Annotated in this window: 17 protein-coding genes, 1 tRNA gene and 1 riboswitch; of the genes, 13 read left to right on the top strand and 5 right to left on the bottom strand. The window is 40.0% G+C overall.

Annotated elements, in window-relative coordinates; genetic code table 11:
* Nucleotides 1-51: 51 nt before the first annotated feature.
* Nucleotides 52-1,113 carry a YeiH family protein gene (locus tag MAF46_RS02735; RefSeq protein ID WP_004132819.1) on the bottom strand — a complete coding sequence of 354 codons (1,062 nt, stop codon included), beginning with the start codon at nucleotides 1,111-1,113 and terminating at the stop codon, nucleotides 52-54.
* A 239-nt stretch (nucleotides 1,114-1,352) separates the two neighbouring features.
* Here MAF46_RS02735 and MAF46_RS02730 point away from each other — a divergent pair, with 239 nt between their 5' ends.
* The 3 genes from MAF46_RS02730 (at nucleotide 1,353) to MAF46_RS02720 (ending at nucleotide 7,105) form a co-directional block, all read left to right on the top strand.
* Complete coding sequence (locus MAF46_RS02730; protein WP_060785934.1) at nucleotides 1,353-1,721, top strand: DUF488 domain-containing protein; 369 nt, start codon at nucleotides 1,353-1,355, stop codon at nucleotides 1,719-1,721.
* A gap of 343 nt (nucleotides 1,722-2,064) precedes the next feature.
* Nucleotides 2,065-3,354: a uracil-xanthine permease family protein gene (locus MAF46_RS02725; protein WP_060785935.1), complete on the top strand. Its 1,290-nt coding sequence runs from the start codon at nucleotides 2,065-2,067 to the stop codon at nucleotides 3,352-3,354.
* Nucleotides 3,355-3,505: 151 nt separating this feature from the next.
* On the top strand, nucleotides 3,506-7,105 hold the full coding sequence (locus MAF46_RS02720) for a UPF0182 family membrane protein (protein WP_060785936.1): 3,600 nt from the start codon (nucleotides 3,506-3,508) through the stop codon (nucleotides 7,103-7,105).
* A gap of 109 nt (nucleotides 7,106-7,214) precedes the next feature.
* Here the strand turns inward: MAF46_RS02720 and MAF46_RS02715 are convergent, their stop codons facing one another.
* On the bottom strand, nucleotides 7,215-8,006 hold the full coding sequence (locus MAF46_RS02715; protein WP_060785937.1) for an ABC transporter permease: 792 nt from the start codon (nucleotides 8,004-8,006) through the stop codon (nucleotides 7,215-7,217).
* Between the two features lie 385 nt (nucleotides 8,007-8,391).
* Between MAF46_RS02715 and MAF46_RS02710 the strand changes: the two genes are divergently transcribed.
* The 3 genes from MAF46_RS02710 (at nucleotide 8,392) to mfd (ending at nucleotide 13,856) form a co-directional block, all read left to right on the top strand.
* Nucleotides 8,392-9,432: an ABC transporter substrate-binding protein gene (locus MAF46_RS02710; protein ID WP_414101656.1), complete on the top strand. Its 1,041-nt coding sequence runs from the start codon at nucleotides 8,392-8,394 to the stop codon at nucleotides 9,430-9,432.
* A 127-nt stretch (nucleotides 9,433-9,559) separates the two neighbouring features.
* Nucleotides 9,560-10,159, top strand: a complete 600-nt coding sequence (pth, locus tag MAF46_RS02705; protein WP_016784905.1) for an aminoacyl-tRNA hydrolase — start codon at nucleotides 9,560-9,562, stop codon at nucleotides 10,157-10,159.
* Nucleotides 10,149-13,856 (top strand): transcription-repair coupling factor, encoded by a 3,708-nt coding sequence (mfd, locus tag MAF46_RS02700; RefSeq protein ID WP_275883738.1) that lies wholly within the window; start codon nucleotides 10,149-10,151, stop codon nucleotides 13,854-13,856. Before pth ends, mfd begins: the two co-directional genes overlap by 11 nt.
* A 79-nt stretch (nucleotides 13,857-13,935) precedes the next feature.
* Here the strand turns inward: mfd and MAF46_RS02695 are convergent, their stop codons facing one another.
* From MAF46_RS02695 to MAF46_RS02685, 3 genes are read right to left on the bottom strand one after another with little or no spacing between them, the layout of a single operon-like run.
* Nucleotides 13,936-14,751 (bottom strand): ABC transporter ATP-binding protein, encoded by an 816-nt coding sequence (locus tag MAF46_RS02695; RefSeq protein WP_060785939.1) that lies wholly within the window; start codon nucleotides 14,749-14,751, stop codon nucleotides 13,936-13,938.
* 43 nt (nucleotides 14,752-14,794) lie between these two features.
* Nucleotides 14,795-15,826 carry an ABC transporter substrate-binding protein gene (locus MAF46_RS02690; protein ID WP_032839224.1) on the bottom strand — a complete coding sequence of 344 codons (1,032 nt, stop codon included), beginning with the start codon at nucleotides 15,824-15,826 and terminating at the stop codon, nucleotides 14,795-14,797.
* Between the two features lie 30 nt (nucleotides 15,827-15,856).
* Nucleotides 15,857-16,645 (bottom strand): ABC transporter permease, encoded by a 789-nt coding sequence (locus MAF46_RS02685; RefSeq protein WP_016800667.1) that lies wholly within the window; start codon nucleotides 16,643-16,645, stop codon nucleotides 15,857-15,859.
* Nucleotides 16,646-16,655: 10 nt separating this feature from the next.
* Nucleotides 16,656-16,762: riboswitch (TPP riboswitch) on the bottom strand.
* Nucleotides 16,763-16,909: 147 nt separating this feature from the next.
* Between MAF46_RS02685 and eno the strand changes: the two genes are divergently transcribed.
* The 7 genes from eno (at nucleotide 16,910) to MAF46_RS02650 (ending at nucleotide 24,276) form a co-directional block, all read left to right on the top strand.
* Entirely contained in the window at nucleotides 16,910-18,205 is a 1,296-nt protein-coding gene (gene eno / locus MAF46_RS02680) for a phosphopyruvate hydratase (protein ID WP_004111823.1), read from the top strand.
* A gap of 210 nt (nucleotides 18,206-18,415) precedes the next feature.
* Nucleotides 18,416-19,330: an L-lactate dehydrogenase gene (locus MAF46_RS02675; protein WP_004130482.1), complete on the top strand. Its 915-nt coding sequence runs from the start codon at nucleotides 18,416-18,418 to the stop codon at nucleotides 19,328-19,330.
* Between the two features lie 147 nt (nucleotides 19,331-19,477).
* Complete coding sequence (locus tag MAF46_RS02670; RefSeq protein WP_060785940.1) at nucleotides 19,478-20,119, top strand: FtsB family cell division protein; 642 nt, start codon at nucleotides 19,478-19,480, stop codon at nucleotides 20,117-20,119.
* Nucleotides 20,120-20,177: 58 nt separating this feature from the next.
* Nucleotides 20,178-21,809 (top strand): DUF501 domain-containing protein, encoded by a 1,632-nt coding sequence (locus MAF46_RS02665; protein WP_060785941.1) that lies wholly within the window; start codon nucleotides 20,178-20,180, stop codon nucleotides 21,807-21,809.
* A gap of 41 nt (nucleotides 21,810-21,850) precedes the next feature.
* Nucleotides 21,851-21,934, top strand: a tRNA-Leu gene (locus MAF46_RS02660).
* Nucleotides 21,935-22,164: 230 nt separating this feature from the next.
* Nucleotides 22,165-23,334, top strand: coding sequence for a branched-chain amino acid aminotransferase (locus tag MAF46_RS02655; RefSeq protein WP_004130487.1), 1,170 nt, complete (start codon nucleotides 22,165-22,167; stop codon nucleotides 23,332-23,334).
* A 186-nt stretch (nucleotides 23,335-23,520) separates the two neighbouring features.
* The gene (locus tag MAF46_RS02650; RefSeq protein WP_004130489.1) at nucleotides 23,521-24,276 is read left to right on the top strand and encodes a trimeric intracellular cation channel family protein; all 756 of its coding nucleotides are present in this window, start codon (nucleotides 23,521-23,523) and stop codon (nucleotides 24,274-24,276) included.
* The last annotated feature ends 2 nt before the right edge of the window (nucleotides 24,277-24,278 follow it).

The following is a 24,278-nucleotide window of genomic DNA, read 5'->3' as shown; positions in this document are numbered from 1 at the left end:
CGCTTTAATTGCGTTTGCTTTAACTGCGTTTGTTTTATCTATGTTTGTTTATTAGAAGAACAAAACGCTAGCTGCGCAAGCCAATGCTGTTAGAACTATAGATGCCAGGAAGCTTGCTAAGAATGCTGCTTTTCCTTGCTTAAATATAACTCTAAAGTTTACGTTGATTCCAAGAGCAGCCATAGCCATTCCAAGGAAGACGTATCCTGCGTCAACAAGGAGGGATGCGTAAGATGAGACAAAAGGCACATACGTACCAATAACGGATGCTGCAATAAATCCAAGCATAAACCATGGGAAGTTGATTTTGCGCTTTCCGTTATCTTCTACTTGGCTGTGGCGAGCATTCCACCAAATTGCAATAAAGATTGATGTAGGAACAAGCATAAGAACTCGAGTAAGCTTCATGATTGTTGCAATATCAATGCTTCCAAAAGCTCCGCCCGCTGCAACAGCGTGTGCGATTTCGTGAAGGGACGCTCCAGCAGCAATTCCAAGTTGCTGCTTAGTCATTCCAAAGTGAGGAAGAATAAAGATTTCTGCCAAAGCGTAGATTGTGCCCATTATTGCAACTGTTGCAACAGCCATAACTTCGTTTTGTTCTTTTTCGTCCTCTTCTTGTGGAAGAACTGGCATAGATCCCGAAAGTCCCATAACAGCTGCAGCTCCGCAAATGCTTGTGCCTCCTGCAGTTAGCATTGCAAGTTGAGGGCTAACTTTAAGAAGTTTTGCAATATTGTATGTAACGCAAACCATAACAGCAACGAGTACGGCTGCGATTGGCAAGCACTTTAATCCTTGAGTAAATAGAACGTGCAAATTTAGCTTAAAGCCAAGCAAAATAATGCCAAGTCGAAGTAGCTTATTTGCGATTAGGCCAGCAGATGCTTTAACGCCTGCTCGTCTAGAATCATTGTTCAACTTGTATACGTGCAAAGGCAGCTGCAGAGCCATACCAATAAGCAACGCAATAATAAGAGCTCCCAAAAGGCTTAGGCCTGGGAACTGCTTGAGCCAGCTGCCGATTAAGGAAGCTAGAAGTGTAAGCACAGCTATAAGAGCCATGTTTGTTGTGCAGATTTTCTTTTTCCATGTATCAAAGAAATTAACCATTTAGCCAATTATTCTCTCATAATCGGACAAAAACGAACAAAAAATCAAAAATATTTACACATTTTCTAGCATTTTGTTGTAATGGCAAGCGACACGCCTATATAAAAATCACATAATAAAACATATTCGATAAAAATCTATCGTAGTTTTGTATTAGTTCCATTTACATTGTGATTAATTAAATCTTGTTGAAAAAAATCATAATTGTGTAATCATTATATGTAGTTAAAGAGGTAATTATGTGCAATATTAATATTCAAATTAAACGCATTTATGAATCATCTGATGAACATGATGGCTTGCGAGTATTAGTAGATAGATTGTGGCCTAGAGGAATAAGTAAAGAAAAAGCAAATCTTGATTTGTGGCGTAAAGATATTGCTCCATCAAGTGATTTGCGAAAATGGTTTAGCCATAAGCCTGAGCGATTTAAAGAATTTTCTAATCGTTATATTGAGGAGCTAGACGAGAATCAAGATTGTGTAAACCAAATCGTAGATATATGTAGAAAAAGTAAAAAAGTAACGTTTTTATATGGAGCGAAAGATCCGCGTATAAATCATGCAATTGTGTTAAAAGATTACATTCAAAATGTTTTGCAAAATTAAGATTGTAATAAGCGAATCTAATACATAAGCAAAAGTTTATGTTTATAAACTTTTATGAGTAATAATTAGTGGTGTTTGATGCGTTTTCGACACACCGATTTTCCTTGATATTTCAACAAAACAAATTTATAAATTTATTATTTTTCAAATTGTCTCGACACTTTGTGATTAGTACATTAGAATGACCACTTGGCTAGGGGGCGGCGGTTGGTATAGCCTCTGCAAAATCTGCCAAACCTGCGCACAAGTAGTGCTTGTTTTTTTTTTAAGCTGGCGCTTGTTTTGGTGGTTGTTTTTCAATCACAAACGTATATATAAACTTGTTTTATGCAAGGAGAAAACGATGAAATCGTTGTTTACATGGCAGCTTCATGGAGACGGAAAAACTTTGAAGCCAGGAGAAGTAGTAGAGCCAGATGAGCGTTTAACTTGGATTCGTACTGCTGGTATTGGCGCTCAGCATGTTATTGCTATGTTTGGCGCAACATTCTTAGTGCCAATTCTTACAGGCTTTGATCCGTCTACTACTTTAATGTTCACGGCTCTTTCCACGGCACTGTTCTTACTTATTAACGCAAATAAGCTTCCTAGTTATTTAGGAAGCTCTTTTGGTCTTATAGCACCTGTTATGGCTGTAACTGCAGCACATAAGGGCATTGCTGTAGCAAGCTTTGGCATTATGTGCACGGGTATTCTTCTTGCGCTAATCGGTGTGCTTGTGCATTTTGCAGGAGCAAAGTGGATTGACATTATTATGCCTCCTGTTGTTAACGGTGCAATTGTTGCAATCATTGGCTTTAACTTGGGACCGGCTGTTTGGGGTAACTTCCAAAAGGCTCCAGACACTGCTTTGGTAACTTTGGTTGCAGTTATGCTTATTGCAGTAATTTTCCGCGGTCTTCTTGGACGATTGAACATTTTGCTTGGTGTTCTTGTTGGCTACGCGTATGCATGCTTCCAGGGTCAAGTTGACTTTAGTAAGATTGAGCAAGCAGCTTGGATTGGCTTCCCTAAGTTCCACACTCCGCAAGTTGACTTCTCTGTTTTGCTTATGTTCTTGCCAGTTGTGCTGGTTCTTATTGCAGAAAACGTTGGTCACGTTAAGTCTGTAGCTCAAATGACTGGCCGTGACTACGATTCCAAGATTGGTACAGCTTTGTTTGCAGACGGCTTAGGAACTGCAATCGCTGGCTGCTTTGGTGGTTGCGGTACTACAACTTATGGCGAAAACATTGGCGTTATGGCTGCAACAAAAGTGTATTCTACGGCTGCTTATTGGTGCGCTGCATTCTTTGCATTCGTATTAAGCCTTTGCCCAAAGTTTGGTGCAATTGTAAACTCCATTCCAGCAGGCGTTTTGGGCGGTGTAACCACTTTGCTTTACGGCATGATTGGCATGATTGGCGTGCGCATTTGGGTAGAGAACAAAGTGAACTTCGATAAGCCAGTTAACATTATGATTGCTGCAATCGTTATGATTATTGGCATTGCTAACTTCCAATTTGCTGTTTCTGGAATTCAGTTCAACGGTATTGCAATCGGCACAGTTGTTGTGTTGGTTGTGTACCACATTATGAAAGCTATTGGAAAGCTTACTGGAACAATCGCTAAAGACGATCCAGATGTTGCTTAGCTTAAATGCTTTAATATGATTTAATTTAATCAAATTAGGCGCGTTCGCTACTTTTGCGAGCGCGCTTTTTTATAATTATTTTTGATTACACAACAAACACAACAAGCACAACAAGTAGATTGGGAATAATTAGTATAGTATTATTAATCTTATGTTGAAAGTCATTATAGAAATACTCATTGGCGTTGCATGGGCTGCTTTTGGCGCTTATATGGCTAAAAAACCTAAAAACACTAAAGTGCATAAGCGTGCCGATTATACAAGCGATGGAAAGAAAAAGAGCAATCAAAATAATGATTTTGCCGATACTTCTGCCGATACTTCTACGGATGATTCCAGCGATCAAGATGTAGTTATAGAAAGCATTGATGAAGATAATAGCAATGCAAATGTTGTTACTAAAGATGAGTCTAAAGATGAGTCTAATAGTAAAAACAAAGATAAGACTTCTTCAAAGTTTGCAAAAAAAATAAAAGATTTGGCAGACTATTATAGTGACGATGATGACCTAGGTGACCTCTTTAGTGACATATTAGAAGCTAAGAAAAAACTAGAAAACGAAGGCGATTTACACAAAAATAGCAATACTAGTGAAGATAGTGAGAATAGTGAAAATCGCGAAAGCAATACTAGCAATATTAGCGATAATAGTGAAAGCAATAAAAGCGATAATACAAGCTCAAACAGTAAGGAGAATAATCGCTATATGAGAATAGATTTTGATGTAAATAAGTTTGTTGGAAAATCAAGAAAATGGCGTTGGATTATTGTTGCAATAGTAGTCGCAATAGCGTTTATATGCTCAATTATTTTTGGTTTTTCTACTTTTATTACAGATTGCATGTGGTATGCGCAGCTTGGATTCGAGAGCGTAATTTGGATTCAACTAGCCGCTAAAATCGGCGTTTGGGCTTTGTACGCTCTGCTTATGGCTGCATTTGGGTATTTGTCTGCATATATTGCGATTAAAAAACGCCCTGGAAGCGAAGATGGCGTATATGTTAAAGAAAAAGGCAATATTTTAGACACTAAAAAGGGAATAAGCTCTAAGCTTGCAATGCATGTTGCAGGAGTTGTGTCTTTGATTGTAGGCGCTGTGTTTGGAATGCAATTCTACAATCATTGGGTGCAAATTTTGCTTATGTTTAACTACCAATCATTTGGTATTAAAGATCCGCAATTTGGATTTGATAACGGTTTTTATGTGTTTGCTTTGCCAGGCTTGCGACTTTTTACAAGAGCGTTTATTGTTCTTCTTGCTGTTTCTTTGCTATTTAGCGTTATAACAAACGCTTTGATGGGAGCTGTAAGAATTACGCTTCCTGTAGATGGAAAGGGCATTTTTAGCATAACTAAAAGCGCAAGGCGTCAAATTTCTGCATGGTTTATGCTCGTTATTATTTTCTGGTCCGTTTTGCAAATATTAGATGTGTTTGCGATTGTAAATTTGGATGGTTCTAAGATTACTGGCGGATCTTACACAGATATGAATGCTGGTGTTCCTTCCAGCATTGCAATGGCTGTAATAACACTAATTGTTGGAATTGTTATAACAGCGTGGTTGCTAAAGTCTCACGCTCTTAATGGAAATGTAAAAATTGGCACTCGATTTGTTGTAGCTGTTAAGGCTTGGCGCACGCCTGCTGTAGCTGTTGCGTCTTTAGTTGTGTGTGCTATGGTGTTGTCTTTTGCTTGGCCTGCTCTTTTGCAACGTTTTAAGGTAGCGCCTAATGCTCAAGAATTAGAAGCTGCATATATTCAACGAAATATCGATGCAACTAAGTTTGCGTATGGCTTAAATAATGTTAAAAAAGAATCGTATAACGCTACTTCGGAAGGAAAGTCTGGAGCGCTTGCAAAAGAAGCAGAGTCTACTGCACAAATCAGGCTTTTAGACCCTCAAGTTACTTCTCCAACATTCCGCCAATTGCAGCAATCTAAGCAATACTATACTTTTGCAGATACTCTTTCTGTAGATAAGTACGACATTGATGGCGTGAGCCAAGACACGGTTATTGCTGCAAGAGAGCTTGATTTAGCTGGAAACGATAATCGAAATTGGGTTAATGACCACACTGTTTATACGCACGGATATGGCGTTGTTGCAGCATATGGAAACAAGGTTACTGCAGATGGTCAGCCGCAATTTATGGAGTATGGAATTCCAACTCAAGGAAAGCTTACAAAGTTAAAGAAGTATGAGCCGCGTATCTACTTCTCTCCAAACGCTCCAAAGTATTCTATTGTTGGTTCTCCAAAAGGCGCTGCTCCTTGGGAATTTGATTATCCAACTGGTTCAAATGGTGCTTTAACAACGTTTAAGGGGAATGGTGGACCAAGTGTAGGAAACTTCTTCTCTAAGTTGTTACACGCTATTCGTTTTGAGTCAGATCAAATCTTATTCTCGGATAGAGTTACTGCAAATTCTCAGATTTTGTATGATCGCGACCCTAAGACTCGCGTTTCTAAAGTCGCTCCATACTTGACTTTAGATGGGCGCGTTTATCCAGCGGTTGTTGATGGACGAGTTAAGTGGATTGTTGACGGATACACAACGTCAGACTCTTACCCATATTCGCAAATGACTGATTTTGGGCAGGTGACTCAAGATTCTACAACAACAACATCTCGTTCGATTAAAGGCTTGACTAATCAGCGAGCAAACTATATTCGCAATTCAGTTAAAGCTACTGTTGATGCGTACGACGGTTCTGTTGACTTGTATGTGTGGGATAAAAAGGACCCTGTGATTAAAGCTTGGAGATCAATATTCCCAGGGCATTATCACGATATTTCTAAGATTTCTGGCGATTTGATGAGTCATATTAGATACCCAGAAAGCTTGTTCAAAGTTCAAAGACATTTACTTGCAAAATATCATGTTGATAGTGCAAGCCAGTTCTTCTCGGGAGAAGACTTCTGGCAGACTCCAGTAGATCCTACAGAATCTCAAAGTCTTCAGCGAGAAGACATTTTGCAACCTCCATATTATTTGACTTTGCAAACTAGAGGAGCAAACAAGCCAGTATTTTCGCTTGTTTCTACATACATTCCTGCTGGAAGATCTACTCGAGAGATCCTAACTGGATTCTTGTCTGTAAATTCAGATGCTGGAAATGTTGCTGGAAAAGTAAGCGAAAATTATGGCCAACTAAGACTTCAAGAGTTACCTAAAGTTTCCAATGTTCCAGGACCTGGTCAAGCTCAAAACAACTTTAATGCTAATGCAAATGTTTCTAAAGAGTTGAATTTGCTTGAATCTGGATCAACTAAAGTTAAGCGAGGAAACTTACTTACATTGCCACTTGGCGGTGGATTGGTTTACGTAGAGCCTGTTTACGTACAATCTAGCGGATCTACTAGCTACCCATTGCTTAAGAAAGTATTGGTTGCTTTTGGAGATCAAGTTGGATTTGCAGACACTTTGGATGAAGCATTAAACCAAGTATTTGGAGGAAACTCTGGCGCAAACGCTGGCGATGCTTCCAATAATTCTGGCGTAAACAATATTGCTTCTAATCCTAAGCAAAAAGATTCGACTAAGAATAGCGAAAATGGCAATAAAAATGCTAATGCTAAGGTAGGCGCTGATTTTAGTGCAAAAGCAAAAATGGCTCTTAAGCGAGCAGCTCAAGCGCTAAAGGATTCGGATGCTGCAATGAAATCTGGAGATTGGCAAGCGTATGGCAAAGCTCAAAAAGAGCTAAGCGATGCGATTAACGATGCTATTAAAGAAGACTCTGGAAAGTAAAAGCAAAAGTCAAATAAGCGCCTAAAGCAGCTTTAGACTAATAAAAAATAATGCCGAGCATAGTTTAGATTATGTTCGGCATTATTTTATGTGTTGGCTTTATGCGTTTTTACATTTGATTATCTGGGTCTTCGTCGTCTTCTACAGGACCGAGCAATAATCGCTCGCTTATATTAACTACGCCCATCAATATTGCTGTAAACGCAATAATTACGAATGTTGCAGAAAAAATAAGCGGAGTGCGGAAAGAATTATATGCAGCTTGCAGCCAAATACCTAATCCTTGACGAGCGCCAAGATATTCTGCAGTGGTAGCTGCGCCAAAAACGTAGGCTGTGCTAATGCGAATTCCACCAAAAATTTGTCGAGCTGCAATCCTTAATTTTACGTGCCAAAGCGTCCAAACTCGTCCCGCCCCGCATGTTAGAGCTACATCGCTATAAAAACTTGGAACTGCATCAAGACCTCTAATTGTTTGAACAGCAATAGGGAACATGCTAAAAATAGCTACGATAACAATTTTTCCAGACATTTCGAAACCGAACCATATAAGAAATAGCGGGGCAATCGAAATAAGTGGTAACGTTTGTGCAGCACAAAGAAGGGGGAACAAAGCTGCGTGAACCAGCTTGCATACGTGAAAAAGTACGCCCAGTAAAATGCCGCACACAATGGCAAGACTAAAACCAACAATTGTCTCTTCAATAGTTGCAAGGGTTGCAGGCCATAATTGTGGCCATACATCACAAGTTGCTTTAGCAATATTTGTAGGAGTTGGAATAGAATTTTCTGGAATTTTATAGAATTCGCAAGAAAGCTGCCAAAAAATTAGTAATGTAATAGTAGAAATTATTGTTGGCAGATAATTGTGCAGTAGTGTTTTCCAGCGCGCGCGCGTCATGGAATATCGTTCCTTTCAATATACAAGCCATAATGCTTGTTGTAGCTGCTTGACTGCTGCCCCAATCAAACAACGTAAAATTTTACAAACTTTCTTGTATGAAAATATCATATAGATAGTATGTAGTTAGCAAGCGTGTATTTTATGCGTATTTGTCTTTCGATTAGTGCATAATTTAGTCGTTTCGTGAGTCAATGCGTGGCAAACCAAAAGTTCTAATTTTTGGGGGCATTGAACGGCGCGGGCTAGGCCCTTGATACCGTTTTCTGCCAAGTTCGTGTCACATTCCCAGAAAGCGGTTATTTATAAGAAAGCTAGGGAATTCATGATATGCGAATTATGGCGTAATGTGCGATCTTTTTGTTTGAAATTTAATAAAAATATTATGCGTGCAATAGCAGTTTTTATAAGCTCATGCTGTATTCTGTCTTTGTGCGCGTGCGGACCAAACAATAGTAAGCAGAATAGTAAATCTGGTCTTCAAAACGTTTCGTTTATGCTTTCGTGGATACCTGATACTAATCATATTGGCATATACGTGGCAAAGCACATGGGATGGTTTAAGCAAGCTGGTTTACACGTGAATATTTTGGCTGTGTCTCAAACTGGTGCCGAGCATGCTGTTGACTCGGGTGCTGCGGATTTTGCTTTAAGTAATATTACTAGTCTTGCAGATTTCAGTACAAAAGGCACTAAATTGAAGGAAGTTTTGCAAGTTCAGCAAAAGCCTAGCGCAATTTGGTGCTCTCTTTATAAAAATACTAAAATTCATTCTCCTAAAGACTTTGATGGTAAAACTTTTGCAACCTTTGGATCTGCAGAAGGTGATGCTGTGATTCGTAGAATGATTCAGCACGATGGTGGCAAAGGTAAGTTCGATAAGGTTACTGTTGGTACTTCTACGTTCCGTACGCTTGAATCCGGAAAAGCTGATTTTGGTGGTTTTTATGGTACTTGGGAAGGTGTGCAGGCGGAAATGTATGGTCCAAAGTTGCGTTGCTTTAAGACAGCGGATTATGGAGTTCCTGGTCAGCCAGATACGATTGGTGTTATTACTAACGCAAACACAGTTAAGCGCAATCCGAAGCTTGTTCGCGCTTTTGTTAAAGCCGTTAAGCGCGGTTATGAATACGCTTACAATCATCCAGATGAAGCTGCGAACATTTTAGTAAAAGAAGCTCCTGAAGCTAATCTTGATGTGAAATTCGTTAAGCGAAGCATGAAGATGATTGTTGACGGGCAATATTGGGGTAATCGTGCAGACATAAAAAGCGGCAAGTTTGTGTTTGGCACAAATGATGTTAAGGGTGCTCAAGAATACTTCGACTTCCTAAGTAAGGAAGGTGCGTATACGGATTCTAAAGGCAAAGTAACATATAAAACTCCTCAAGCAAAAGAATTAACTACGGACGAATTTTTGAAGTAGTTTACGCAATGACTTGAGTCTTGCTAAAATAAAGTACAGTATATGAGGGCGTATCGGGTAGTTGTATAATCCAACTTCAATCGGTACGCCCGTTTTGTTGTTGAGTTTATAAGATTGGGTGTGAATTATGGCTTCAGATTTTTGGCTTATTGCTGGCCTTGGCAATCCTGGATCTAAGTACGAAGGTACTCGTCATAATATGGGATTTATGGTTGCGGATTTGCTTGCTGAGCGATGGTCAATATCTTTTTCTGACCATAAAGGCTTGTCTAAACTTGGCAAGGGAGTTATGAATTTAGACGGTAAGTCCGCAAAGTTCTTCCTTGCTAAGCCGCTTACTTTTATGAACGATTCTGGAGCTGCAATATCTTCTATAAGCTCTTATTATCAAATTGAGACGGATCATATTGTGATTGTTCACGACGATATGGATTTGGATTTTGGGCGCATTAAAGTAAAAGCTGGAGGCTCTGCTGGAGGCCATAACGGTATTCGTTCTATTGATCGCAGTCTTGGAACTCCGCAATATGCGCGCGTAAGAATGGGTGTTGGGCATGCTCAGCGTGGTGCTCATGCTCACGATAATACTGTTAATTGGGTTTTGGGCGGATTTGCTGGTGCGCAAAAATCTGAACTTCCTAATTTTTTGGCAGATGGCGCAGATGCTGTAGAAAGTGTGATTTTCCGCGGGCTTGCAGCCACTCAGGAGCATTTTAATGGCAGATAAGTATGATTCTTTTGCTAACAAAATGCTAGATTCTAAAGATTCTAAAGATTCTAAAGATTCTAAAGATTCTAAAGATTCTAAAGATTCTAAAGATTCTAAAGATTCTAAAGATTCTAAAGATTTTAATATTTCTGATTCTTCTTTTGAAAGCATACTTAAAGATATTTGTAAGAAAAATGATTCGTTTAAATCTTTAGCTTTGCTTGAAGAAGATTTTTCTAATCCTCTTAATGTGTATTGTCCAAGTGGTGCTAGAGCTGCTGTAGCTGCTGCAATGGCCACTAAAAAGCCTGTTGTTTTAGTAGTTCCATCTGGTAGAGATGCTTTAGAATCACTTGAATCAATACGCGATTTTTATAATGGGAACCCTAAAGATATTGCTAATCTTGAAGCTTGGGAAACTCTTCCGCACGAGCGTCTTTCTCCTAGAGCAGATACTGTAGCAAGCAGAATGGCGGTTTTTAGGCGATTAAAGCATCCGCAAAGTGGGGAAGATGGCAAAAGCGGCAAAAGCGGCATGTTTAGCCCAATTCGCGTTCTTGTTATGCCAGTTCGATCCCTTATTCAGCCAGTTGTTAAGGGTCTTTGCAACGTAGAGCCGCTTGTTTTTGAATGTGGCAATGAGATTTCTATTGAGCTTGCTACAAAGCGACTTGTTGAAAACTCGTATAATCGCGTGGAACTTGTTATGAATCGCGCTGAATTTGCTGTTCGAGGCGGAATTATAGACGTTTTTCCTCCAACAATGGATCATCCTGTGCGTATTGAGTTTTTTGGAGATGAGATTGACGCAATCAAACAATTCCACGCATCTGATCAGCGCACTTATGGGAAGAATATTAATAGTGTTTGGGCTACACCTTGCCGAGAATTGCAACTTACAAAAGATATTCAAAAACGAGCGAAGTCTTTGATTGGTAAAATTCCAAATGCTCAAGATATGCTTGAATCAATCGCAAATGCAATACCTGTAGAGGGCATGGAGTCTTTGATTCCAGCATTAGTTGACAACATGGAACCAGTGGAAAATTTGCTTGATAAAAACGCAATAATTTTGGTTTCCGACTTAGAAAAATGCAAGCGCGCAGCTAACGATTTAGTTAAAACAGCAAACGAGTTTTTGGCTGCAAGTTGGCATGTTGCTGCGTCTGGTAAGGGTGCTGGCGCTCCAATAACATTCGAAAAAGCGAGTTTTCTTGATTTTGGCAGCGTTTTAGAAAATCTTGAAAATAAGAATCATCAAGTAATTAACTTAAACAGTTTTGCAATGGATTCAACGAGTACATCGCAAGCAACCGTTGATTCTAAAGAAGAAAACGAAAATAAAGTCGTAAAAAATAACTATTTAGACTTGTGCATTAAATCTCCTCAAGAATTTAGAGGAGATAGTGAGAAGATTTCTAGCGGAATATCTGGTCTTATTTCTAACGGATACAAGGTTTATATTAGCGCTGCTTCAAGTGGAATTTTAGCAAGGCTTGCTCGAGCTGTGCGCGCAAGTGGCGTATTTGATTTTTTGGCAGTTCAATCGAAAATAGTTGACGGTTTTATAGATACGCAAAGTAAAATCGCAATTCTTAGCGAAAGAGATTTAACAGGAAAGTCATCTTCTGTAAGTGGTTTTAAGTCGCCAAAGCGTAGAAAAAAAGAAATCGACCTTCTAGACCTTAAGCCAGGAGATTTTGTTGTTCACGAACAGCATGGAATTGGCAAATTTATAGGCATGAGGCAGAGGAATGTAAAAACTTCAAACGGAGAAGCTACGCGCGAATACTTGGAAATTGAGTACGCGCCAAGTAAACGCAATGCTCCTGCAGATAAGCTTTTTATTCCAACAGATCAACTTGATTTAGTTAGCAAATATGTTGGTGCCGAAATTCCAAAGCTAAATAAGCTTGGAGGAGCTGACTGGGCTGCTACAAAAGAAAAAGCACGAAAAGCTGTTCAAGAAGTTGCACAAGACTTGATTAAACTTTATTCTGCACGAGCATCTAGCAGCGGATTTGCTTTTAGCGCAGACACTCCATGGCAAAAAGAACTTGAGGACGATTTTCCATACCAAGAAACTCCAGATCAGCTTACGACTATTGACGAAGTTAAGCAAGATATGCAAAAGCCAATTCCAATGGATAGGCTGATTTGCGGAGACGTTGGTTTTGGCAAAACCGAGATTGCTGTGCGCGCTGCTTTTAAGGCTGTTCAAGACGGCAAACAAGTGGTTGTTCTAGCGCCAACAACTCTTTTAGTTCAACAACATTACGAAACTTTTACTAATCGCTTTTCTGGATTCCCTGTAACTGTTGCTGCAATGAGTAGATTCCAAAGCGAAAAAGAGGTTAACAATACTATTCAAGGCCTTGAATCGGGCGAAGTTGATGTTGTTATTGGCACGCATAAGCTTTTGAATCCAAACATAAAATTCAAGGATTTAGGGTTGGTGATTATAGACGAAGAGCAGCGTTTTGGTGTTGAACACAAGGAGACTTTGAAAGCTTTGCGCACAAACGTAGACGTGCTTAGCCTTTCTGCAACGCCAATTCCTCGAACGCTTGAAATGGCTGTTACTGGTATTCGCGAAATGTCTACTCTTGCTACGCCTCCAGAAGACCGTTTGCCAGTCTTGACTTATGTTGGAGCTTACGAAGACGCGCAAGTGGCGGCTTGTGTTAAGCGAGAGCTGCTTAGAGGTGGTCAAGTATTTTACGTGCATAATCGAGTAGAAGATATTAGTAAAGTTGCGGCTAATATTCAAAAACTTGTTCCAGATGCTAGAGTTGCGATTGCGCACGGAAAAATGGGTGAGAAGCAACTTGACACTATTATTCGTGATTTTTGGCATAGAGATATTGACGTTCTTGTTTGCACTACGATTATTGAAACGGGATTAGATATTTCTAACGCTAATACGCTTATTGTGGATCATGCAGACAGATTCGGCTTAAGCCAGCTTCACCAATTGCGCGGGCGCGTTGGTAGAGGTCGTGAGCGTGCGTACGCATACTTTTTGTACGATCCTACTAAGCCGATGACTCAACAAGCACACGACAGGCTTGCAACAATCGCTCAATATACTGCTCTTGGATCTGGGTTTGATGTTGCTATGAAAGATTTGGAGCTTAGAGGCACTGGAAACTTGCTTGGCAATGCGCAAAGTGGCCACATTGAAGGTGTTGGATTTGATTTATACGTGCGAATGGTTTGTGAAGCTGTTGAAAAATACAAAGAGCCAGAGCATAAAGAAACTATTTCCACGTCTATTGATTTGCCTGTTGAAGCTTCTCTTCCAGTTGATTATATTGCTTCCGACAAGCTTCGTTTAGAAGCGTACCGTAAGCTTGCTTCCGCTAACAATAATAAGGATTTACAAGAGTTGCGAGATGAGTTGCTTGATCGTTTTGGCGAGCCGCCTGAAGCGTTTAGCATATTGTGCGATGTTGCTCGCTTGCGTTTTAAGGCTCGTGATCTTGGTATTACGCAAATTAGCTCTCAAGGTAAATCGGTTCGTGTTATTGGTTTAGATCCAAAAGAATCATTGTGGATGCGTTTGCAAAGGATTTACCGCGGAGTTAAGTATCGTCCGCTTATTCATACGCTTATTATTCCATCGCCTTTTGAATCTTCACTTGGAACTAGCGCAATGAGTGAGCGCGAAATACTCGATTGGGTGCGCCAACTTCTTGAAGATTTAGCTTGGTAAGGTGAATTATTGCGTTGTTTATAAATAAAGGCGGCCGCTATTTTTGCAGTCGCCTTTATTCACATTATTTTCGAGTTACTTATTGCAAAGTTTCTCTAAGTTCATCTTCGATTTCGCTATGATTTACAGGGCGATTTTGAGCATCAAGATCTTCGCGATTAATGTTCCATTGCTTAGCAATTTTGCCATCTTTTATCATAAGAATGCGGTTAGAAAGTCTTACAGCTTCCGCAATATCATGCGTAACCATAAGTGTAGTCCAGCCATATTTAGCTTGAAGATTATTGAGCAAATCTTGCATATCGAAACGCGTAAGAGCATCCAAAGCTCCAAAAGGCTCGTCAAGTAACAATAATTCAGGACTTCTAACTAAAGCTCTTGCTAAAGATACGCGCTGCTGCTGGCCTCCAGAAAGCTCAGAAGGCCACTTATTATCGTAACCAACAAGCTGCATTTGGCAAAGCGCTAAATGCGCAATATTCTTAAGATCTTGCTTACTTCCTTCCATGCCAAAAACAACATTTTTGTTTACAGAAAGCCACGGTATTAATCGTGCATCTTGAAAACCAATAGCCTGACGGCTTGTGGCATGAATGCTGCCTTCGCTAGGAGTTAGAAGTCCTGAAATTATTTTCAAAAGCGTAGTTTTTCCGCATCCCGATCTACCAATAAGCGAAACAAATTCGCCCTTTTTAATTCTCATCGTAATGTTTTTCAATACAAAAGAAGAATTATTTGCAAAATCATTTTCTGTATTTTTATCTTTTGCACTTGCGAAAGAAATGCCCAGATTCTCTATATTAACGCAGTAATCGCTATCGTTAATATTCGATTTGCAAGTAGATTCTTTGGAAACTTCTACATTGCTACGCTTATGAAAAATGCTATTAAACATAGTCGTATTCTAAAGTCGTATTCTAATTACAATTAGTAATCGTTTACTTGCTGCAGTCGATTACAGCTTTAGAGAAATCAGGAACTTCTTTAATGAATCCGTATTTAACATATTCCTTAGCTTGTTGTTTAAGCATTTTCATAGTTTCTGCATTCATTGGTCGAATTTGTGGAATGTCAAACTTAGCTAATTCTTTCATTGTTTCATCGGATGCACCAAACTTCTTATACATATCAAGAATAATCGAATGCTTCTTCTTAACTCTTTTACCTTCTTCTACTAAAGCACGATACATTTTCTTTAATAACTGTGGGTGCTTTTTAGCAAATTCAGCAGATGCAACTTGGATTCCGAAGTTAATATTTCCATAATCTTTTGCAGTGACTAGAAGTTTTGATCCTGGAGTTGCAAGAGCTGCAGCAAAGTTCTGATCGAAGGTTGCTAATGCGTCAACTTGACCAGTTGTGAATGCTGCATGGAAGTTCTTTGGACTCATCTCTACTTCTTGAACTTTAGATGGGTCAAGTCCTGCTTTTTCAAAAGCTTTGTGAATTATATAATCTCCACTTCCACCTTTAGCAATAATTCCAATCTTCTTTCCGTATAAGTCTTTAAGCGATTTGATTCCGCTATTTGGTGCTGCTACGATTCCTTGAGCGTTTCCATTGTAATAGTTAATAGCATAAGCAACCCATGGCTGGCCTTTGGAGATAAAATGAATAAAATGGCCAGATCCTGTGGTTGTTACGTCTGCGTTTCCAGAAGTTACTGCAGTGTTTGCTTCTGGAGGAACATATGGCCCGCTAAATGTAACCTTTGCCTTACCAAAGATCTTATCTGCCATCTTTGTGTTATTTGAAAGAGTTGTTAAATAATTTGCAGAAGTCAAATATGCTACTCTTAAAGTTCCAGTATCTTCTTTTACTTGCTTAGTAGTATTTGTGGAAGATTTTGCGGATGATGCTTGTGTTTTATTGTTCGAGCTCCCGCATGATGCTAGGGTGATTGCTGTGCAAAGCGCGCAGAAAGCTGCTAATGCTCGCTTGCTTGTTGTAGATAATGCGAATTTAGCCATTTTATTCTCCTAATTATTTTGCTAATATTCTTAGTTCTGTTTGATTTTAACGATGGATGAACGTCGCTCAGGCATGCAAATTTTTTCTAAAAGTGTTGCAATTCCTTCAGAAAGTAGACCTGCAATCGCGTATAAAACTATGCATAGCAGCATTTGATCTGGTCTGTAAAATTCTTGTGATCTTGCAAGAACATATCCAATTCCTTTTGAAGCGTTGACTGTTTCACACGTTACCAATGCCACCCAAGACACTGATATTGCAAAGCGCAAAGCAGTCATAAAGTTAGGTAGCGCTCCTCGAAGAAGAATTGTGAAAAATACTGTTTTGCTATTTACTTTGTATGCGCGAGCTAATTCCAAGAGTTTGGGATCAATATTACGAACTCCATCCCTCATATTTACGTAGAACGTTCCAAATACGCCTATAGCAATAAGAGCTATTTTCATAGTCTCACCAATGCCTAATAAAATAATAAGCAAAGGTGCTAGTGCAGTAAAAGGAACAGACCGTAGCATGTGGCCAGGCTTGTTAATAATAATGTCGCCCAGCTTTGTGCTACCAGAAATAACTCCTGCTGGAACTGCAATTATCATTCCTAAACATAATCCTGCAATAACTCTTGTAAAACTAATTCCCAACGAAGGCCAAATTAAACCTTCTGAGTTTAATTCTTGAAAAGCGTTAATTACTTCTGCAGGTGATGGAATGTGCCTAGTCTCTTTAGGCCCAAGTGTAGCTAAAAACCATCCAATAAGTATGACAAGTGTAGAAAGCCATGGCACACATAAACGTAGTGAAGAAGATGCATTTTTTAGCATGCTCTTACAATGGCTAACCATTCGACATTCCCTTCGATAGTACTAGCTATATCAGGTTCGACGGGTATAATCTCAGCAATTACAATCAAGCAAATAATTGCACCCCGTGTCAGTTTGTTATTATTGTACAAAGGTGTGGACAAATTAACAAAAGCTTAGATTATATAGTCTTGTATGCTTAACGACTTACGCTGCGAAATAACGTCCATAAAACGCATTAATCTTAAATATGTTACACAACCAACAGATAAATAAGGAGTAGTTGTGGCAGCTATTGAAAGCGTATATGCACGCGAAATTTTGGATTCTCGTGGAAATCCTACTGTTCAGGTTTATTTGGAGACCGAAGATGGCGCTCAAGGAATTGGTTTAGTTCCTTCTGGTGCTTCAACTGGTGAGGCAGAAGCTTGGGAGCGTCGCGATGGCGATAAGTCTCGCTACCAAGGCAAGGGTACTTTGGAAGCAGTTAAGGCTGTTAACGAAGTAATCGCTCCAAAGGTTATTGGCATGGATGCCTCTGATCAGCGCGCTCTTGATGAAACAATGATCGAGCTTGATGGCACTCCAAACAAGGGCAAGCTTGGCGCAAACGCTATTCTTGGCGTTTCTCTTGCTGCTCTTTATGCTGCTGCTGAGTCTGCTGAGCTTCCTTTGTATCGCTACATTGGCGGTACAAATGGCCACATTCTTCCAGTTCCAAACATGAACATTATGAACGGTGGTGCTCACGCTGATTTTGCAACCGATATTCAGGAATACATGATTTCTCCATACGGTTTTGCTACTTATAGCGACGCTTTGCGCGCTGGCGTTGAGGTTTATCACACCTTAAAGAACGTTTTGAAGAAGGAAGGCTTGGCTACTGGTCTTGGCGACGAAGGTGGCTTCGCTCCAAAGATGAAGTCCAACGAAGATTCTTTGAAGTACATTATGGATGCAATCGAAGCTGCAGGTTACGAGCCGGGCAAGCAGATTGGTATTTCCCTCGACGTTGCTTCTTCTGAGTTCTACAACAAGGAAACTGGCAAGTATCGTTTCGACGGCGAAGAGCGCGAATCTGCTTACATGCTTGATTACTACGAGAAGCTCATTAACGAGTATCCAATCGTTTCTATCGAAGATCCATTCCAGGAAGAAGGCTGGGATGATTGGGCAGCAATCACCAAGCGTCTTGGCGATCGTTTGCAATTCGTTGGTGACGACTTGCTCGTTACTAATCCAAAGCGTTTGGCTAAGGGCATTGAGCTTGGAGCAGCTAACTCCTTGCTCGTAAAGTTGAACCAGATTGGTTCCGTTACCGAGACTCTCGACGCTATTGAGCTTGCAACCAAGAATGGCTTCACTTCTATGGTTTCCCACCGTTCTGGCGAAACCCCAGATACCACCATTTCTGATCTTGCTGTTGCTAAGAACACTGGCCAAATCAAGACTGGTGCTCCTGCTCGTGGCGAGCGTATTGCTAAGTACAACCGCTTGCTTGAGATTGAAGAAGAGCTTGGTTCTACTGCTCAATATGCTGGTTACAGCGCATTCAAGGCTTGCAAGAAGTATATGAAGTAATATGCTAGAGCTTTTATAAGTTCTACGTAAGTCTTGTTTAAGATCTAGACTGTAGCATAATTCGGCCAGTCGCATTCATGCGATTGGCCGTTTTTCGTATATTTTAGCGATTTTTTGAAAAAATATATAAATTTTTCTAAAATTACTTTCATTCTCATCAAAATAGTGCTATTTTTTATGGAAAACTAAAAACGGAAGGAGATGTTTCATATGAGAAAAGTCGCAGTTATAGGCATGGGAAACGTTGGTGCAGCAGTAGCGCATCAACTTGTTGTTGGCGGTCATGCTGATGATTTGTATCTTTATGATACAAACGAGGCAAAAGTGAATGCCGACGCATTGGATTTTGAAGATTCAATGGATAATGTGCCTTTTAACGTTAATATTACGGTTAATGATTATGAAGCATTAAAAGACGTAGAGGTAATTGTAAGCGCCTTGGGTCACATAAAGCTTTTGGATGTTCCTCATCCAGATCGTTTTGCAGAGCTTAAGTATAATCGTAAGGAAGTTGCAGAAGTTGGTGCAAAGATTAAGGCTTCTGGATTCCACGGTGTTTTGATTGACATAACTAATCCTTGCGACGCTATTTGCCAGCTTTACAAGGAAGCTACTGGTCTTCCTTACGAAAAGATTATTGGAACTGGCACTTTGCTTGATTCTGCGCGCTTGCATCGTGCAGTAGGCAAGTTCTTTGGCGTGCATCCAAAGGCTGTTAAGGGATATAGCTTAGGAGAGCATGGTGATTCGCAATTTGTTGCGTGGTCCACAGTTAAAGTCTTTGAGCAGCCTATAACAGAGCTTATTAAAGAAAAGAACATGGATTTAGACGCTATTGATGAGGAAACTCGCGAAGGCGGATTTACAGTGTTCTACGGAAAGAAGTACACAAACTACGGTATTGCTGCTGCTGCAGTTCGTTTAGTGGATGCAGTTCTTTCGGATTCTAAAGAGCAAATGCCTGTTTCTAACTATCGCGAAGAATACCATTCTTATCTTTCTTACCCAGCAATTGTTGGTAGAGAAGGAATTGTTAAGCAATGCCAGCTTGATTTGACTCAAGAAGAGTTGCAAAAATTGCAACATTCTGCAGATACGATTTTGAGCAAAGCTCAAATGGAGTAATCTAAAGTCAAAACTCTAAAGACTACAGCTTAATAATAAGCCTAATAATAAAGCTAAGAGTTGATTGCGGCCAGTGGCCTTGTGCTGCTGGCCGCAATCTTATAAGCGCGTGTGCGTCACGTCGAATATTCAAAGTAATTTAGAAGTATGATTTTAAGAAATCGCCGCATGACTGCAAATACAGTTGACGAATCAAATCAGCCTCAAAAAAAGAAGCTGTTTTCTGGTTCAATCGTATTTGTTTCCATGATAGTTGTTGTATTTCTTTGCTGTATTGGTCTTATATCAACAATTCGTAACTATGCTTTAAGTTTGGCAGAATTGCACGCTTTGCAAAGGGATGAGTCTGCTTTGAAAGATAAAAAGCAAGCTCTTAATAACGATGTAGAGCGTTGGAAAGACAAGGCGTATGTTGCAGCTCAAGCAAGGGAAAGATTGGGGTTTATATTTCCAGGGGAGCAAGCTGTTAGAGTAGAGCATCCAGAGGTGATTACTGGTTCTGTTCCAGAATCCTTTAATAAGGATGATTCTTTGTACGAAGATAGAAAAGCGTTGCCGTGGTATAGTGACTTGTTTTACGCGCTTCACAAGGCAGACAAGCCAGACGATATGAGCTTTAAAGCTAAAGAAAATGATGAAAGTAGCAAGTCTTCTAAGATTAATACCACTAAGCAAAGTGGCAAACAAAATAATCACTCCAATAGCACAAGCAAGTCTAATAAATCTAAAAGTAATAATGAAAAATCAACAAACAAAAAACATAGTAATAATGGTAATAAAACTAGATAGAATTTAACAATAAGAGTTATATACGATTTTAAGATGCGCAATGCATATGGAGTGTAACATGGGCCTAAACGCAAAGTTATTAGTGAGTTCGCTACTAGAGAATCCTGCAAATAAAGCAGACAAAAACATTGTAAAGCGTCAATTAGGAAGATTTCCAAGGGGCATGGTTGCTGTTGGCGCTAGATGCGTTTGTGGTAGGCCACTTGCTGTTATTACGCGTCCATGCTTAGAAGACGGAACTCCTTTTCCTACAACATGCTATTTAACAAGTCCAGAGGCTGTTAAAGCTGCTTCGCACCTAGAAGCACAAGGCTTTATGAAGGAATGCAATGATTTGTTAAACACTAACGAAGAAGTTGCTAAAAAATACGAATATGCGCATAAAGCGTATTTAGAGTTTCGCAAAGAGTTAGCTAATCGATTAAACGATAGCGAAGAGCATATTAAAAACATGAGTGCAGGCGGAATGCCAGTTCGTGTTAAATGCTTGCATGCTTTGCTAGCTCAAAGTCTTGTTATGGGCAGAGGCGTTAATCCTATTGGAGATATTGTTTTAGACAAAATCGCAAGTGAGTTTAGTCCAAAAGTTTGCAAATGCACTACTCCTTGGGAAGATAATGACTATGCTCAAAATGAAGATGAAGAATCGCTAAATCTTGTTTGTAAAAAAGTTAATCGAGAAGGCGTATGTAGCAAGTCTGTTTGTGTTGCTGCAATCGATTGTGGAACTAATTCGATTCGTCTAAAAATTGCTAGAGTTGATGAAAATGGCATGAAAGATGTTGTTCCTAGAATGCTTAGGGTTGTACGCTTGGGGCAGGGAATTGACGAAACGCATATGTTTGCGCCCGATGCATTAGAGCGTGTAAAAGAAGCTGCTAAAGAGTTTGCTAAGGTTCTTAGCGAGCATAAGGTGGATGCTATTCGTTTTGTTGCAACTTCTGCAACAAGGGATGCTCTAAACAGAGATGTGTTTGAACAAATGATGTTTGAAGAACTTGGAGTGCATCCAGAGGTAATTAGTGGAACCGAAGAAGCTGCTTTGAGTTTTTTGGGAGCAACAAGTGTTGTTTCTAGAAAAGACTTGCAAGCGCCTTATCTTGTTATTGATTTAGGCGGAGGCTCCACAGAGCTTGTTTTAGGCGGAGATGGCGTAAATATTGCTGAAGATAAGGTTGATTCTGCGTATTCTATGAACATTGGTTCTGTGCGCATGACTGAGCGTCATTTGCATACGGACCCGCCTACCGAAGAAGAGATATCTTGCGCAATAAAAGATATTGACAAGAATATAGACGAAGCGTTAAAGCACGTTAAGGCTGGTAAAGCCCGCACGATTATTGGTGTTTCGGGTACTGTTACAACTATGGCAGCTCTTGCGATTGGCTTAAAGCATTATGATCATAAGGCTGTTGATGGAGTAAAAATCGCGTTAGATCAGGCATATACGGTTAACGATAGGTTCTTGCATATGTCTAGGGAGAGGCGCCGCACGTATGCAACGATTCATCCTGGAAGAGTTGATGTTGTTGGCGGAGGTGCAGTTGTGCTAAGTCGCGTTCTTGAGCGTCTTGCTAAAGAGGCCTATCAAGATCATGGTGGCGTCTTGGAAACTTTTGTTGCAAGTGAGCACGGATTGCTGGATGGAATCACTCTAGATTTGGGTCGTAGAACACTCGCCACACGCTGAGTTGTTTTTAATTGTTTTATATGGCATAATTAATGACTGTTGCCTCCGTGGCGGAATTGGCATACGCATCAGACTTAAAATCTGACGCCCTTACGGGCTTGTGGGTTCGAGTCCCACCAGAGGCACAAATCTTACGCTGCGAATTTAATTTTTTCGTATATTATGTTAATTCTTTGTTGCAAATCGTAAATCTTTAGCCTAAATGCTTGTTTTTCTATAAAAAATATTTGTATACGGGCTTGCGTTAATTGAGAATCGTACTAATCTATACCATTAATTGCATTAAAAGCAATTGCAATGCATTAATTATAAAGCAATCACAAATACAGTAATTGCAAATAGGAAAAGAGACATAATGGCCGATTTAGAAGTCGCTCCAGAGTTTAAGGATGCCTACGATTCTTATGATCATAGCGATCCTGCTCTGTTAAACAAATTAGCTGGCAACTTTACCGTTTTGCCTAACGATAATCCAGTTTCTAGTGCTAAGCGTAACGAACTTATTGATAAGCCAGCATTTGGTCAGATTTTCTCCGACAATATGGTTCATATGTCTTGGACCAAGGGAGAAGGCTGGTCTGATAGGCGCGTTGAGCCTTACGGTCCGTTAAAAATGGATCCAGGCGCATCTGTTCTTCATTACGCGCAAGAATGCTTTGAAGGCTTGAAGGCTTATAAGCGTTCCGATGGTTCTGTTTGGCTTTTCCGCCCAGATATTAATGCTGCGCGATTCCAAAATTCTGCTAAGCGTTTGTATTTGCCGGATCTTTCTATTGACGATTTTATTGGATCGGTTGCAGCTTTAGTTAAGCGAGATAAAGAGTGGGTTCCAAGCAGGCGTGAATACACGCTTTATATGCGACCATTTATGTTTGCTTCCGAGCCTTTCCTTGGTGTTCGCGAAGCTCACGAGGTTGAGTATTGCGTAATTGCTTCTCCATCTGGCCCATACTTTAAGGGCGGCTTAAAGCCTGTTAGCATTTGGGTAGAAGATCAATGGTTCCGTACTGGTCCTGGTGGAACTGGTTTTGCTAAGTGCGGCGGAAATTATGCTGCTTCTTTGCTTGGCGAATATAAGGGTATTGAGCACGGATGCGAGCAGGTTTGCTTTGTGGATGCTGCAACTAAGACTTATTTGGAAGAGCTTGGCGGCATGAACATGTTTGCGCTCCACAAGGATGGTCATTTGGAAACTCCATCTTTGACTGGTAGCATTCTTCCAGGCGTTACTCGCCGTTCTATTATTCAACTTGCAAAAGAGAAGGGTCATGATGTTGTTGAAACCATGATTCCTCTTAAAGGCTTGCTTGACGACATTCGTTCTGGCGAAGTTACGGAAGTTCTTGCTTGCGGAACTGCTGCAATCATTACACCAATCGGCAGATTTAAGTCGGATGAATTCGATCTTAAGGTTGCAGACGGCGGTGTTGGTGCTCTTACGCAAGAGCTTCGCGATGAGCTTCTTGGCATTCAGCTTGGAGATGTTGAAGACACTCACAACTGGATGTGGAAGGTGTGCGACTAGTTAAGAATTGAAATCGTTTAAAATTAGTCGTAAAAAACGTTAGTATATTTTATTTAGCGCGTCATCTTATGTTTATAACATTTTATGTTTATAACAAGTGGCGCGCTAATTGTATGCTTGGTTAGATATAGGTTAATTGTTAGTTAGATTTTGTTTTGAGTGTTTAGCGCATGGAAAGGAAGTATTGTGGAAGGGGCATTAGGGGACAACGTTTTCTTCCTTGTTGTTGAATACATAGCTGCGGGTTGTTGTGGAATGGTTGGCGGAATGTGGGCTATTCGCAAGAACTACGATATTTTTGCAATAATCACAACGTCTTGGCTTACAGCATTGGGTGGTGGAATTGTTAGAGACGTTTTACTTGGCGCTTTGCCTCCTGTAGGAATTTCGGATAGGGGATTTGTTTTTACTGGACTGGCTTCTGGTGTTATTGTTGCTTTTGCTCATCTAGAAATTGATGAGTGGAAGTGGCTTATGTTAACTTTAGATGCTTTAGCATTGGGCCTTTTTGCTGTAAATGGCACTGCTAAGGGTCTTGATTTTCACATGTCTGGAATGGCGTCTGTGTTTTTGGGCATGGCCACGGCGCTTGGTGGTGGATTAATTCGAGATATGGTTTTGAATCAAGTTCCTGTAATTGTTCGAGATAAGCATTGGTATGCGCTTCCTGCTGCAGTTGGGTGTGTTTTAACGGTATTTGTTGTAAAAGCACAACGTGCAGGATGTTTTGACGTTATTACAGAGATGATTTTAGATACTCTTATTGTTGTGCTAGTAGTCGCTATGCGATTAATGTCTGTAAAGTTTGATTTAACGCTTTTTGGTGCAATGAATCGCAAATCGCCAATAAAAATAAATAAATATCGCAGACATAATGCATATAGTCGTAAAATTTCCGATAAAGCCATAAAAAATACAGAAAAAAATAATCAAAATAACTAGAA

The organism is Gardnerella pickettii (assembly GCF_029226345.1).
GTDB lineage: Bacteria > Actinomycetota > Actinomycetes > Actinomycetales > Bifidobacteriaceae > Bifidobacterium > Bifidobacterium piotii.
Note: the sequence above shows the minus strand (reverse complement) of the source record. Positions and strands in the feature narration are given on the sequence as shown.

Bases quoted from the DNA above. Each gene is read 5' to 3' on its own strand.
- MAF46_RS02685 (WP_016800667.1), bottom strand. From the start codon at position 16,645: ATGCTAAAAAATGCATCTTCTTCACTACGTTTATGTGTGCCATGGCTT.
- MAF46_RS02670 (WP_060785940.1), top strand. From the start codon at position 19,478: ATGATTTTAAGAAATCGCCGCATGACTGCAAATACAGTTGACGAATCA.
- MAF46_RS02720 (WP_060785936.1), top strand. From the start codon at position 3,506: ATGTTGAAAGTCATTATAGAAATACTCATTGGCGTTGCATGGGCTGCT.
- mfd (WP_275883738.1), top strand. From the start codon at position 10,149: ATGGCAGATAAGTATGATTCTTTTGCTAACAAAATGCTAGATTCTAAA.
- MAF46_RS02725 (WP_060785935.1), top strand. From the start codon at position 2,065: ATGAAATCGTTGTTTACATGGCAGCTTCATGGAGACGGAAAAACTTTG.
- MAF46_RS02695 (WP_060785939.1), bottom strand. From the start codon at position 14,751: ATGTTTAATAGCATTTTTCATAAGCGTAGCAATGTAGAAGTTTCCAAA.
- MAF46_RS02735 (WP_004132819.1), bottom strand. From the start codon at position 1,113: ATGGTTAATTTCTTTGATACATGGAAAAAGAAAATCTGCACAACAAAC.
- MAF46_RS02665 (WP_060785941.1), top strand. From the start codon at position 20,178: ATGGGCCTAAACGCAAAGTTATTAGTGAGTTCGCTACTAGAGAATCCT.
- MAF46_RS02730 (WP_060785934.1), top strand. From the start codon at position 1,353: ATGTGCAATATTAATATTCAAATTAAACGCATTTATGAATCATCTGAT.
- MAF46_RS02655 (WP_004130487.1), top strand. From the start codon at position 22,165: ATGGCCGATTTAGAAGTCGCTCCAGAGTTTAAGGATGCCTACGATTCT.
- MAF46_RS02710 (WP_414101656.1), top strand. From the start codon at position 8,392: ATGCGTGCAATAGCAGTTTTTATAAGCTCATGCTGTATTCTGTCTTTG.
- pth (WP_016784905.1), top strand. From the start codon at position 9,560: ATGGCTTCAGATTTTTGGCTTATTGCTGGCCTTGGCAATCCTGGATCT.
- MAF46_RS02690 (WP_032839224.1), bottom strand. From the start codon at position 15,826: ATGGCTAAATTCGCATTATCTACAACAAGCAAGCGAGCATTAGCAGCT.
- MAF46_RS02715 (WP_060785937.1), bottom strand. From the start codon at position 8,006: ATGACGCGCGCGCGCTGGAAAACACTACTGCACAATTATCTGCCAACA.
- MAF46_RS02675 (WP_004130482.1), top strand. From the start codon at position 18,416: ATGAGAAAAGTCGCAGTTATAGGCATGGGAAACGTTGGTGCAGCAGTA.